The following is a 13860-nucleotide window of genomic DNA, read 5'->3' as shown; positions in this document are numbered from 1 at the left end:
CTCTCAGGGTCAGCTAATAAAACACTTAGGTGGCTGAGAGCAGTGGATTAGGTACAACTGTTAACTTTTTTCTCCTGCAAGTATTGCTCGATCTTAGTAGCATCCATTTTAGTTCTAACAGTGGAAGTACTGGAGTTCGATGAGACTGACGACCCACCACTAGCTTCTAGTCCATCTTCATCACTTCCAGTATCACTAGTCGATTTTTGTGAAGACGATCCTGAATAACCACTATCTTTAGAATTTGTAGAAGTGTTACCACTAATTTCTTGTTCATCAAAGAACTTAAAAAGTAAGCCTTTTTCTGCCTCCGAAGGTAAACCTGGGTGTAGTTGCTTTCCCTCCTTCTCAGGAGAAGAAAGGAGTAAGTTTAGCTTCTCTTTCCCACCAGGAGTATACAGCAAGTATTTTAACTGTGCATCCTCAAGAGAGTTGGAATCTAGTTTCTTCTGCAGCTTAGGACAAAGAAATGGGCGTAGTTCCTTCTTCTCGTCATTAGTAAGAGGTTTTTCTTGAGGAGAAGCCACTTTTGAGAGTGAAGAATTACGGTGAAGCCATTTTGCTAATTTGTCACGAAATGAACGGTGTGACATATTTTTAGGTTCTACACGAGAATAAATAAGTAAGGATATTATATTGCCTGCCTCAGGAGAGAAAGGTTTGGATATTCGCTCTCCCTCAGGAGACAAAAGTAAGGGTAATCGCTCCTTCCCTTCAGGAGAAAGAACTAAAGGTATCGTCTTTTGCCCCTCAGGAGAAGGTGAAAACAGCAGCTCTTTTCCCTTAGGAGAAAAAAGTGAATGCAGTTGTTGTTTATTCTCAGAAGAAAAAAGCGAGCATAGTTGCTTATTCCCCTCAGTAGAAAAAAGAAAGTCTAGTAGGTTTTCCTGTTCACGAGGATCCGAAATCGAGGATAACTGCTTTCCCGCCTCAGAAGAAAGAAGTAAGGGTAGTTGCTTCTTCCCTTCAGAAGAAGAAAAATAATCTAGAAAACACAAAAAAGCTTTTACTGTTTCATTACTAGCACAAGTAGAAAAATCCGCAAGTGGCAGTGACTGTGGCCGCTTATTGTCTACGGGAGGATTTAGATCTTTCCTTGATTCAGATATCCCTGGAACAGTACTAGTAGTTATAGAAGAATTCGACTGTGGCCGCTCAAGCGACCCTAAACCACTATCTACAGAAATTTTAGAACTACGGTCCCCGGGCACATTTGGCTTGCTTACGGCATCTTGTGGCAAGTGTTCTGGAATACCACCAAAAGACGTGTTCTCTAGAGACTCTAATATACTAGATTGTCGTACCTTTGATGGAGTGCTACTACCTGAAAACGAATTACTTTCTGACCCTTTCCGGCTACTCGGAGATTCACTCTGTGGCTTTGCTTTAGAACACTCATCGTTACTTTCTAGATCACTTTCATCAGTAACTTGCTGTTTTTCAGGTTCCTCATTAGAAGCCACAGAATTTAAGGACATTGAATCATTCCATGCTGTAGGAAAAGGAGTCAATGATGGCCTATAGCTCACTTGCTGACCCTGAATCTTTATTAGCATACTTTCATCATCTGCCTGATCACCTTCCAATGCTCTCACACCCACCTGTGAGCAAGCCCCTTGCTCGCTTTTATCATGTTCTTCAGATTTCATACCCAAAATGTTCACATCTTTCAAACATGGAGAACGTGCAGAAAACTCAAGACTTGAGGACTTTTGATCATTCTTTGTCGTAAGTAGAATTGGTTTCGTCGATATTGTGTAATGAACTGGAGGAGTTATAACACGTGGAAAAGAAGTTAACGTTGATGGCAAAAAGTACGAATCCTCTGGCATACTTTCATCTCGTTTATCTATGTACGCGTATGAACTGGATGGCATGTCCGTTTGCTGAGAAGAAGTACTAGCCTGACCTATCTCTTCCCCCAGCACCCCCCGAAAAGGCTCTGTTTCTTTCTCTCTTTCTGATCCTTGCCTGGGATGCTTCTCTAACCCTTCACCACAACTTCGCTTGGGAAACTCCTGTGTCGGTGATGCTTCAGCTAATAGCGTTCGAGGAAGCCCAGGATCAATCTCTATTTGACCATCTTTATTGATTACAGAGTTTTCTATAATTACAGGAATTAAAAGAGCAATCTGTCTATTGGAAAAAGCATATACACCACCAAATCTACCTGATCGTGTGGTTTCAGTTTGACCTTTAATATCAGTCAAAAGATCATAACCAAATTGAGCATTAATCTTATTTGCCTCACCACGATTTAGGTACCTTGAAATATTACCCTCTTTGATTGTAGGTATAAAAGCAAAGCGATCTCCATTACTTATCTTGTCTTTATCGATAAACTCATCATAGTAATACCTGTGGATTGATATTTCAGTTAAGCGAAAGATTAGCTCGCCTATAGCATCCTTGTAGTGTTTAGCTTTCACTTTTAAATTATCACTGTGCTGAAGGTAAAAATTATACCCCACCTCTTTTTTAGAAGCTTCTGTTATATTTCTAATGAAACCAATATTTTCAACATCTTTAACATATACCTTATTGCCATCAATATGATAGAAATCTGAATAACTACAACCATGCTCCTCCATTTGTGCTTGAAGTGCCATCACAAAATACGTTTGCAGATTTGGGCCATTAAACAACAGACATTTTATATAACTAGATGACGGATCCATTTTTGCCTGCTTTATACTTGCGTTTAAAGTCTCTTCAATGCGTTTTTTACCAAGATGATGTTTTTCATCAATTTTCTTAATCACTCGGTCTTCGACATCATTTTCAAATTCCTCAGCAAAGTGCACCTTGAGATTAAAAATTACTCTAGAGTCTATAGGAACTGTGAGCTTAGTTATTCTTGTTTTCTTGTCATACTTTAACCATTTCTTATCAAAGTGAAATGGAAAAGATTCAAGATCAAAAACGTGACAAGCTACAAACTCATCAGAATAATATTCTCTTACTAAGTCTCTTGCCATCTGTGATAAGTACCTCTTTGCAGAGCGCCGACCACAATTAAACTTAACGACGATATTATCGCCCTCCACAACAAAATTAGTGTTGACTTTAGAGCCGTAATTACTAACGTTAAATGCATTAACCAGCTCCTTAACAAAATCTAAACTAGTCATAACTCCTCCCCTATCAAAATATTACTTTTCTTTATTTTTACTCCCAGCCTTATCAGCTTTAGTACCACTCATCCTCGTATAAGGATACTTACCACAATCATCAAACCTACTACGACCCTCGTGCATGTCTGGTCCACCACCTTCTCTAGGATTAGCTTTTAGCCAGGCAGCAGAATCATACCCACCAGAGCCTACCTTAAAACGAGGATCTCCTTGTGAACTAGAGCTCGCTTGTTGTTTTTTATCCATAATACCCTCCGTTAATAAAAATATTATGTAATCTATATATTATAAATAAATCATAAGTGCAACAACTTTTTTGCATTTTCATAAATTTTTTTTTCATTTCCCTTTATAACCTCCTTTAGGCTGAACATTTATAGAATTAAGTTCTGATTCTGGTGAAATTTGATCCTGCTCAGCAAGTAATTCACCGCAAATTTTATCTATATCAATTGTTTCTTTGCCAGTATTACTACTCTTTTGTCCACCAATTGACCCTACTGTTTCTTTGCTAGCATTACCACTATTTCTCATATTTTGCTCACCAGTTGACCCTACTGTTGGTGTCTGCCCGCTAATATTCATGCTTTTCTTTTCTGATTTTTCACTAGACCGCCCTGTCTTTTCAACAAATATTGGCCCCTTCTCCGCAGGTTTCTGTGGACACACCTCTTTCTTCTGTTCCTCCGGCTTCGCTTTTTTCTCTTCTTTGTCCACTTTTTGTTTTTGTGAATTTTCATGAGATTTTCTTTCAAGCTCAGTAAGACGCAATAGATGTTTCAAAGGATCTGACACAATTTCAAGTTCTGGTTTGCTCAGAACAACCGGCCTTACAAATCCTGGTGAAATTTCAAAAAGGAAAACTGGCACTTTAGGTTTTTCTCTTTCATCCACTTTCATTTCTACGTTTTCGCAAACTTCTTTATTTTCTTCCTTTAATGATGTTTTTTCTGCTTTTTTATCTTCTTTTTCTGTAGATGCCTCTACCGCAGCCGCCAACTCAACTCCAAACATCTCTGCGAACATTGTAACAATCCATCCGACAACAGCCATTTGTAACCTGAGTTTCAGATCTTGCAATGCAGTTAATCTTTCTAACGCCCTTGCAAACTCTTCTTCTGATAACTCACCACTGCCTAATTTCTCCTGCAATTCTTTTATCTCTTTGTCCAACCTCTGATTGAAACTTAAATCGCGTGCAAAAATCTTCTTGATTAACTCCTTAAGCTTATCACGCAAAAACTTCATTATCGCAGCAATCAGGTTTTTTTCTTTCTTCTCCTTGAGCATTTGGTAGATTTTCGGATCATCTACATCTACTTCAAAAAGGGTAAAGAGAGATTCAAAGAAATTCCAGAAATCTCCGAGTACTCTTCCTTTTTCACCAGTGAAGTAATCCTCATCATCACCTTGCCCGATATGTAGCTCTGCTTGAGATGATATTTCATCGATACAACTAGAAGCCTGACGCTCACAACTCGAGCCTCCTGAGCAAATCTTGTCTGGTGAGCTCCTCTACGCACTGCCTCTATTGTCTGATATAGCTAAAGTGACTTACGATAATTTGAAAAACAAAAATTCGTCATTCCGCTACTTGTTAGCGGAATCTATACCGCGAATGAATCGCGGTATGACGTAGGACTGCTGTCATCCCAGTGCGTGACACTGGGATCTCGTTCCTTAACTTTATAGTGTAAATTATTTCAAATTGTGTCTAGCTGCAAGTATAATAATTTCCATTTATAGATAAAGTATGTTGCAAATGTTATGCCAAAGAGTATAATAAAATCTATATCAAATACTTTACAAGAAAAAGTGGGATAGAGGCAAAAGCAAATATTAATAAGGATAATTTAAGAAAAGTGCATGCTAGAGTTTGAAGAAGCAGTAAAAATAAAAAATATTATTGAAAGGTTAAATAGCACATGATATAATATATATATAGTGTAAAAATGTAAATAATTTTATTGACATCTTTACATTAATAGTTCTTAAATATTTAGTACTGTAGAATTAAGTTTTATGAAGGAAGTAAAAATGGTGGAAAGCTTTTCAGGTAACAACAAAGGCAGTAATTTTATTGAGGAGGCAAAAATAATGGAAAATTTTTCAGATAATAACGGAAACGGGTAGCTCGATCTTCCAAGGAAAAATCAGGGAGCAAGATTTCTCTGCAGAGCAGAAGCTAAATGAACTAAAAGCAGCCATAGAGGAGCTCACCAGACAAGATTTGCTCAGGAGGCTCGAGTGTGAGCGTCAGGCTTCTAGTTGTATCGATGAAATATCATCTCAAGCAGAGCTACATATCGGGCAAGGTGATGATGAGGATTACTTCACTGGTGAAAAAGGAAGAGTACTCGGAGATTTCTGGAATTTCTTTGAATCTCTCTTTACCCTTTTTGAAGTAGATGTAGATGATCCGAAAATCTACCAAATGCTCAAGGAGAAGAAAGAAAAAAACCTGATTGCTGCGATAATGAAGTTTTTGCGTGATAAGCTTAAGGAGTTTACATTCTAAGAAGATTTTTGCACGCGATTTAAGTTTCAATCAGAGGTTGGACAAAGAGATAAAAGAATTGCAGGAGAAATTAGGCAGTGGTGAGTTATCAGAAGAAGAGTTTGCAAGGGCGTTAGAAAGATTAACTGCATTGCAAGATCTGAAACTCAGGTTACAAATGGCTGTTGTCGGATGGATTGTTACAATGTTCGCAGAGATGTTTGGAGTTGAGTTGGCGGCTGCGGTAGAGGCATCTACAGAAAAAGAAGATAAAAAAGCAGAAAAAACATCATTAAAGGAAGAAAATAAAGAAGTTTGCGAAAACGTAGAAATGAAAGTGGATGAAAGAGAAAAACCTAAAGTGCCAGTTTTCCTTTTTGAAATTTCACCAGGATTTGTAAGGCCGGTTGTTCTGAGCAAACCAGAACTTGAAATTGTGTCAGATCCTTTGAAACATCTATTGCGTCTTACTGAGCTTGAAAGAAAATCTCATGAAAATTCACAAAAACAAAAAGTGGACAAAGAAGAGAAAAAAGCGAAGCCGGAGGAACAGAAGAAAGAGGTGTGTCCACAGAAACCTGCGGAGAAGGGGCCAATATTTGTTGAAAAGACAGGGCGGTCTAGTGAAAAATCAGAAAAGAAAAGCATGAATATTAGCGGGCAGACACCAACAGTAGGGTCAACTGGTGAGCAAAATATGAGAAATAGTGGTAATGCTAGCAAAGAAACAGTAGGGTCAATTGGTGGACAAAAGAGTAGTAATACTGGCAAAGAAACAATTGATATAGATAAAATTTGCGGTGAATTACTTGCTGAGCAGGATCAAATTTCACCAGAATCAGAACTTAATTCTATAAATGTTCAGCCTAAAGGAGGTTATAAAGGGAAATGAAAAAAAAATTTATGAAAATGCAAAAAAGTTGTTGCACTTATGATTTATTTATAATATATAGATTACATAATATTTTTATTAACGGAGGGTATTATGGATAAAAAACAACAAGCGAGCTCTAGTTCACAAGGAGATCCTCGTTTTAAGGTAGGCTCTGGTGGGTATGATTCTGCTGCCTGGCTAAAAGCTAATCCTAGAGAAGGTGGTGGACCAGACATGCACGAGGGTCGTAGTAGGTTTGATGATTGTGGTAAGTATCCTTATACGAGGATGAGTGGTACTAAAGCTGATAAGGCTGGGAGTAAAAATAAAGAAAAGTAATATTTTGATAGGGGAGGAGTTATGACTAGTTTTAGATTTTGTTAAGGAGCTGGTTAATGCATTTAACGTTAGTAATTACGGCTCTAAAGTCAACACTAATTTTGTTGTGGAGGGCGATAATATCGTCGTTAAGTTTAATTGTGGTCGGCGCTCTGCAAAGAGGTACTTATCACAGATGGCAAGAGACTTAGTAAGAGAATATTATTCTGATGAGTTTGTAGCTTGTCACGTTTTTGATCTTGAATCTTTTCCATTTCACTTTGATAAGAAATGGTTAAAGTATGACAAGAAAACAAGAATAACTAAGCTCACAGTTCCTATAGACTCTAGAGTAATTTTTAATCTCAAGGTGCACTTTGCTGAGGAATTTGAAAATGATGTCGAAGACCGAGTGATTAAGAAAATTGATGAAAAACATCATCTTGGTAAAAAACGCATTGAAGAGACTTTAAACGCAAGTATAAAGCAGGCAAAAATGGATCCGTCATCTAGTTATATAAAATGTCTGTTGTTTAATGGCCCAAATCTGCAAACGTATTTTGTGATGGCACTTCAAGCACAAATGGAGGAGCATGGTTGTAGTTATTCAGATTTCTATCATATTGATGGCAATAAGGTATATGTTAAAGATGTTGAAAATATTGGTTTCATTAGAAATATAACAGAAGCTTCTAAAAAAAGAGGTGGGGTATAATTTTTACCTTCAGCACAGTGATAATTTAAAAGTGAAAGCTAAACACTACAAGGATGCTATAGGCGAGCTAATCTTTCGCTTAACTGAAATATCAATCCACAGGTATTACTATGATGAGTTTATCGATAAAGACAAGATAAGTAATGGAGATCGCTTTGCTTTTATACCTACAATCAAAGAGGGTAATATTTCAAGGTACCTAAATCGTGGTGAGGCAAATAAGATTAATGCTCAATTTGGTTATGATCTTTTGACTGATATTAAAGGTCAAACTGAAACCACACGATCAGGTAGATTTGGTGGTGTATATGCTTTTTCCAATAGACAGATTGCTCTTTTAATTCCTGTAATTATAGAAAACTCTGTAATCAATAAAGATGGTCAAATAGAGATTGATCCTGGGCTTCCTCGAACGCTATTAGCTGAAGCATCACCGACACAGGAGTTTCCCAAGCGAAGTTGTGGTGAAGGTACGCTAACAGAGGCTAATATTCAGGATCAGAAAAGATCATCATCGATTCCTTCTTTTAGAGCATGGGATAGTTCAACATTCTTAAATTCTGAAGATTCTCTAAAAGATACGGAGAACATTTGTAATGAGGAACCTGAAAAACAGCAAGTTACTGATGAAAGTGATCGAAAAAGTAGTGATGAGTATTCTGAAGCAAAGTCACAAGATAGTAAATCTCCGAAGAAACATGGGGGTGGTGTTCAAAAAATAAAAAAATTTTTCTTTTCACATTTTAAGAAGCAACATGACGTAAACCTTAAGCGACATGATGAAGGGCGTGATTCGGTGTGTTCGATATCTTCAAGTGTAAGTGCTCCTGGGGGTTCTGTAAGTAAAAAGCCACCTATTTCTAAACGACTTTCATTACCAAATAGAGTAAGAGCAGAAAATAATTCACCCTCAAAAGAGACTTCTCCTGTAAGTTCTCTAGATGGTAATCCAGGCCCGTCACAAGGTACTATTTCGGGGAAAGGGGAGGTACTACCTGTAGAGTATAGATCTGATAACTCTAGTTCTAAAAAAGTTGATAGAGATAGTGGTTTTTGTTCTATGGGTTCTCCTGATGTGCAACATAAGGGAAGTGTCTCTTCAGAGCTTAAACATCCGCAACAGGTAAAGCATACGTCAGAAGCTTTGGGGAAAGAAATTTAGGTTTTTAGATATATCTTAACCACCCAAGTGTTTTATTAGGGTTGGGACCAAAATCCCTGACCCTGAAAGCACTGGTGTTAGTTTTTCTCATCCATTGCAGATATTGCACCGTACTATCCACTTGATCATCGTAGCGAGCTTCTGGGAACATTAAAATTTCGTACTCAAAATCATTGAGCCATACCGCTTGATGCGGCAGAAAAACCCTGCCAGACTCTATCACCGGAACAATTTGATAAAATCGAGTGAGTTTGTCATTGTGTGGCACAATTTCAATAATCGGTAGATCGCTATTTGCTTTTAGCTCTTGTGTTAATTGTTGACTACTCGTTTTTGCTTCGATCAAAATTGCGTGTGGTGCCCATCTTGCAGCTAGTGACAGAACTTGCTCTTTAAGCTTTGGGTACTCAAGCTTTGCTCGATATACATCAAGTAAATAGAATTTATTATCTATTTTTGCCCAGGTGGTGCAGACGCTAAAGTCGCTGGAATCGTTTGTTGAAACTGCAGTGTCCCAGCTTTGAGTTACATGTGAGAGATTATCAGGGAAATTTTTATAGCGCTTTAGCCACTCTTGTTTTATTATACCACTTGAAAGCGGCAGGGGGTTTTGTTGATATTGAGCAGCAAAAGCGTAACTCCCGAGTTCAACTTTTATCATCTCAACTTCTTCTCTTCCTCCCTCCAGGGGATATAATAACTCATTCTCTTCTCTTGAATATAAACCTTTTTCTTGTGTTATAATTGAGTCGATTATCTCCACTTTTTCAGAAATCATTGGCAAACAAATGTGATGCCATATGTTTTTTGGCTTGGATAAGAGGTGCCCTGTTAAGTCTTCCAGGTGGAGCCTATGCATCACAAGCACAATTACTCCTTTTTTTCTATCGTTGAGTCTCGTTACTAAAGTCTGATCGAACCAGTTTGTGGCACGTTTTCTAAATGTTTCACTCAAAGCTTGAGCAGGGTTAAGCGGATCATTCACAATAATAAAGTCACCACCTTCACCGGTTAATGTTCCTCCAACTGATGTTGCGATTCTGTATCCTCTCTGTACTGTTTGGAATTTGTATTTAGTGTTCTGGTCTTTGGATAGTTCTACCTCTGGAAATAGCTTTTTATACCAATCAGATTGCATTATGCACCTGGTATCGAGCGAATGTTTTTCACTAAGCAACTTAGAATAACTTGCAACTATTATTCTTGCAGTTGCCCAGTATCCATGCGGGCCACGCAACACTCATACATATGGACTTCATTGAACGCGGAGGCATATTGAATATTATGCGCCTTACTTCGCCAGCATTCGCTGCTTCCAGCCTGTCTGCTATGACTTTTATGTACTGATAATCATTATACTCACATCCCGGCACCACTGTTTGAAAGCACAGTTCAATGAATTTTAGAAAGTTCATGTTAGACCTCCTATAGTATCACCCAAGTAACCCCTATGGTGTCATCCAAGTAGCCGACACTGGTTCCTTTATGACGGCGTCATGCAAGTAGCTGACACTGGAATCCAGTTTTTATTATACAGCTGCTCAATGTGCTCATTACAGTGAAGTTTCCAGTGTCTGGGCACTGGGATGACATCCTTTGGTTTTTTATATGGTTATGCAAGAAATCTAGTGTAGATTTTAATTTATTTTATAAGATTGAAGTGTTACAGTAGCGAGCTTACAACACTACTGTTTTGTAAATTTAGTGAATAAAATTACTTCTTTAACTTTATTGAAGCGAAAAATTGATTTCCATTGCGGTAAATGAGCAACATTATTGAATCTTTACCGTTTTTCTTTACTGCTGAATCAACTTGTTTTTGAAAATCATTAGTATTTTCTATATCGGTTCCATCTAATTGGATAATAATGTCTCCTTTTTTAATACCACGCAACGTGGCATTACTGTTACTATCTACATTGGTAACTATCACACCTTTTGTAGGTACATTATTTTTACTTTCTTTTGATTCTTTTGGCAGATTTGAAACAGTTAAACCGGTTACATAATCAGATGTTGATTTATTTTCTTCTTGATTGTTATCTTGGCCATCATTTGTAGATTCTCCGATCACAACTTTAATATTAACCTCTTTGCTCTTTCTAAGTAACTTAACTTGCACTTTTTTCTCAGGTCCAGCTCTTGAAACCATTTGAGGTAATTGTGTCATTCTATCGATTTTTTTACCGTCAAATTCTAATAATATATCACCTACTTTAATCCCACCTTTTTCTGCAGGACTATCCTTTACTATACTTGCAACCAATGCGCCTTTTATATCTTTTAAACCCAAGGACTCAGCAAATTCTTTCGTTATAGGCTGAACTTGCACACCAAGCCAACCATGTTTTATTTTTTTGCCACTTTTTAATGTGTCAATAATTGACATAGCTAAATTAGATGGTATGGCAAAACCTATACCCACATTGCCGCCAGACTCAGATGGAGAATAGATAGCAGTATTAATACCTATAACTTTTCCATTTAAATCAAATAACGGTCCTCCAGAGTTACCCCTATTAATTGCAGCATCAGTTTGAATAAATTCATTCATAGTGTCAATACTAATGTCCCTGGACCTTGCAGATATAATTCCTGTGCTTACAGAGCCACCCAAACCAAATGGGTTACCTATTGCCATAACCGTATCACCAACCCTTGCTTTATCAGAATCACCAAATGCAACAGAAGAAAGATCTTTATCAGAATTAATCTTAAGCACAGCAAGATCAGTTCTTGCATCATAGCCTAAAACTTCTGCTTTGAAATAAGTATTATCGTTCATAGTAACTGTGATATCTTTGGCGTTTTTAATAACGTGATAATTGGTTACTATAGTTCCACCTTTATCTATAATAAACCCAGAACCAAGCAACACCACCTCTTTGTTAACACTAGGGCCCCTATCCATAAAAAACTGATCAAAATGCTCAAAAAACTCTCTAAAATCATCAAAAAAATTATTTCCCGGCATAGATGGAACTCTAGTTCTGCTGTTATTTTCTTGTTTGATGATTTGTTCGCTTGAAATATTTACAACCGCAGGAATGAGTTCTTCCACTAAATCGGCAAGTCCTTGATTACAGTTGCATGCAGTAGTGCTAGCATCAACGACCTTTTTTGCATTCCAATCAAACATATTAGCATACGAAGAAAACGCAATTAGAAAATATGCAAATATAGATAAAATAAATGCCTTACTTTTCATAAATTATTTCCATCCTTTATTTAAAATATCTAAAAAGTTATTGTTTGGTGAAAGTACAAATTTAGTATTATTTTCGGCAAATGATTTACTGTAAGCGCTCATAGAGCGATAAAAGTTAAAGAACTCTTCATCAACCTTAAATGCCTCATTATAAATTCTAGTTGCTTCAGCATAACCACGGCCCCTTATTTCGTACGATTCTTTTACTGCACTGGAGATAATTTCCCTTTTTAATTTATCAGCTTTTGATCTAACTTCCTGCCCAGCTTGCTCTCCTTCTGCTCTAATTTCTTTTGCTTCTTTTTCCCTTTCAGTTTGCATACGGCGAAATATTGCAGAACTATTTTCTTCTGGTAAATCTGCTCTCTTAATTCTTACATCTATTATTTCTATGCCAAATTTTTCAGCTTCAGAATAAACTCCACGCTGAATCAATTGCATAACCTCTGATCTTTTTTCATTCAACAAGCTAATCAACGAAAATCTGCCTATATTTTCTCTTATGTGAGCTTCTATAACCGGATATAATCTTCTAACCAGACCTGATTCATTCCTCACAGCCTGGTAAAAAGTAATAGGATTCGTTATTTTATATTTTGCATACGCATCTACTATAATACGTTTTTGATCTGCAGTTATCACTTCTCTTGGAGTTTTGTCAGGACTTAAATCTAAAACTCTTTTATCAAGAAACTCTACACTATTTATGAATGGCAACTTAAAATATAAGCCACTTTCCCTAACATCCCTTACAACTTTACCCAGTTGTATAACTATTGCTTGCTTTGTTTCTTGCACAACAAATATTGAATTAGATAAAGCAATCAATAAAACAACAAATACAGAAACAAAAACAATTTTAATATTACTACTCATGGTTATTTTCCTAAATTTGTAAGAGGTAAATAAGAAAACATACCTTTCAGATCATCAGTTACAACAACTTTGTCTACCTTACTGAAAATATTTTCCATAGTTTCAAGATAAATACGATTCTTAACGAGAGAAGGATTCTGTCTATATTCCTCATAAAGAGATAAAAAGCGATTTGCATTACCTTTTGCTTCATTTATTACTTCATTTTCATATGCTTGTGCATCTAATTTTATCTTTATCGCTTCACCCTTTGCTCGAGGTATAATATCATTATTATAAGCATATGCTTCGTTTATAGTACGCTCTTTGTCTGCACGAGCACTTTGTACATCTCTAAACGAACTGATTACTTTTTCTGGTGGATCAATTTTTTTCATTTGAACAGATAAAATCTCTATACCCATTTGGTATCCATCAAGAATCTGCTGCAATAGAATTCTAGTATCTCTAGAAATTTCTGGTCTGCCTTGACCAAGTGCAAAAGAGATCGTGTTTTTACCTATTATTTCTCTCATGGCACTTTCAGCAGCATTTTTAACACTGAAACCGGGTTTGTAATCCCGCACTTTGAATAAATAGTCCTTAGCATCTCTAACGCGCCATTGAACCTCGAAGTTAACGTTGACTATATTTTCATCTCCAGTTAGCATCACGCCTTCACCGCGATCTGTATCTCGCCCATAAGAACTACTTACCCCAATTTCTTCACGATTTACTTCCTTAACGTTCACTTTAAAAACCTTGCCAATAGGGTAGGGGAAGTGATAACGCAAACCAGGTGTTTCCGTATTAGAATATTTACCAAAGGTAAGTTCTATACTTTCTTCACTAGGATGGACAATATAAAAGCCAGTGCAAGCATAGAACAGCAAAATAATGAAAATGATGAAATAAGGTTTTTTGCCCCTGTTTCTGGTTAATCCATTAAGAAAGAACCTTATATCAGATACAGCTTTACTTAAAATATCTTCATTATTAGGAGTTTTGTTCCCTACCGGTTTCTTTCCCAGATTCCAAGGATTATTATCATCAAACATAATGATTGATTCTATAATTAATACGCTAATATTACTTCT

Annotated in this window: 9 protein-coding genes and 3 pseudogenes; 4 read left to right on the top strand and 8 right to left on the bottom strand. The window is 36.8% G+C overall.

What is annotated here, in order from left to right; genetic code table 11:
* Positions 1-47: 47 nt before the first annotated feature.
* The 3 genes from ABWU29_RS01650 to ABWU29_RS01640 form a co-directional block, all read right to left on the bottom strand.
* Positions 48-3131 carry a hypothetical protein gene (locus ABWU29_RS01650; RefSeq protein WP_264378139.1) on the bottom strand — a complete coding sequence of 1028 codons (3084 nt, stop codon included), beginning with the start codon at positions 3129-3131 and terminating at the stop codon, positions 48-50.
* A gap of 21 nt (positions 3132-3152) precedes the next feature.
* Positions 3153-3380, bottom strand: a complete 228-nt coding sequence (locus tag ABWU29_RS01645) for a hypothetical protein (protein ID WP_015589227.1) — start codon at positions 3378-3380, stop codon at positions 3153-3155.
* A 93-nt stretch (positions 3381-3473) separates the two neighbouring features.
* The gene (locus ABWU29_RS01640; protein ID WP_353280084.1) at positions 3474-4424 is read right to left on the bottom strand and encodes a hypothetical protein; all 951 of its coding nucleotides are present in this window, start codon (positions 4422-4424) and stop codon (positions 3474-3476) included.
* Positions 4425-5171: 747 nt separating this feature from the next.
* Here ABWU29_RS01640 and ABWU29_RS01630 point away from each other — a divergent pair.
* From ABWU29_RS01630 to ABWU29_RS01615, 4 genes and pseudogenes are all read left to right on the top strand, one after another.
* Positions 5172-6523 (top strand): annotated as a pseudogene (locus ABWU29_RS01630) (hypothetical protein).
* 93 nt (positions 6524-6616) lie between these two features.
* Positions 6617-6844, top strand: a complete 228-nt coding sequence (locus ABWU29_RS01625; RefSeq protein ID WP_015589227.1) for a hypothetical protein — start codon at positions 6617-6619, stop codon at positions 6842-6844.
* A 175-nt stretch (positions 6845-7019) separates the two neighbouring features.
* Positions 7020-7538: a hypothetical protein gene (locus ABWU29_RS01620; RefSeq protein ID WP_353280078.1), complete on the top strand. Its 519-nt coding sequence runs from the start codon at positions 7020-7022 to the stop codon at positions 7536-7538.
* Entirely contained in the window at positions 7528-8700 is a 1173-nt protein-coding gene (locus ABWU29_RS01615) for a hypothetical protein (RefSeq protein ID WP_353280076.1), read from the top strand. The genes ABWU29_RS01620 and ABWU29_RS01615 overlap by 11 nt, the downstream gene beginning before the upstream one ends.
* 4 nt (positions 8701-8704) lie before the next feature.
* Here the strand turns inward: ABWU29_RS01615 and terL are convergent.
* From terL to hflK, 5 genes and pseudogenes are all read right to left on the bottom strand, one after another.
* Positions 8705-10115 (bottom strand): annotated as a pseudogene (gene terL / locus ABWU29_RS01610) (phage terminase large subunit).
* Positions 10116-10192: 77 nt separating this feature from the next.
* A pseudogene (locus tag ABWU29_RS01605) lies at positions 10193-10297 on the bottom strand (WPE palindromic element domain-containing protein); the annotation flags it as partial.
* Between the two features lie 117 nt (positions 10298-10414).
* Positions 10415-11908 carry a DegQ family serine endoprotease gene (locus tag ABWU29_RS01600; protein WP_264723534.1) on the bottom strand — a complete coding sequence of 498 codons (1494 nt, stop codon included), beginning with the start codon at positions 11906-11908 and terminating at the stop codon, positions 10415-10417.
* Between the two features lie 3 nt (positions 11909-11911).
* A complete protein-coding gene (hflC, locus tag ABWU29_RS01595; protein ID WP_015589224.1) occupies positions 11912-12784 on the bottom strand; it encodes a protease modulator HflC in 873 nt (290 codons plus the stop codon).
* A gap of 2 nt (positions 12785-12786) precedes the next feature.
* Positions 12787-13821, bottom strand: a complete 1035-nt coding sequence (gene hflK / locus ABWU29_RS01590) for an FtsH protease activity modulator HflK (RefSeq protein ID WP_006279849.1) — start codon at positions 13819-13821, stop codon at positions 12787-12789.
* Between the last annotated feature and the right edge of the window lie 39 nt (positions 13822-13860).

This window comes from Wolbachia endosymbiont (group A) of Phasia obesa (assembly GCF_964028125.1).
Lineage (GTDB): Bacteria > Pseudomonadota > Alphaproteobacteria > Rickettsiales > Anaplasmataceae > Wolbachia > Wolbachia pipientis.
The sequence above is the reverse complement of the archived record's forward strand: the minus strand, read 5'-3'. Positions and strand labels throughout refer to the sequence as shown.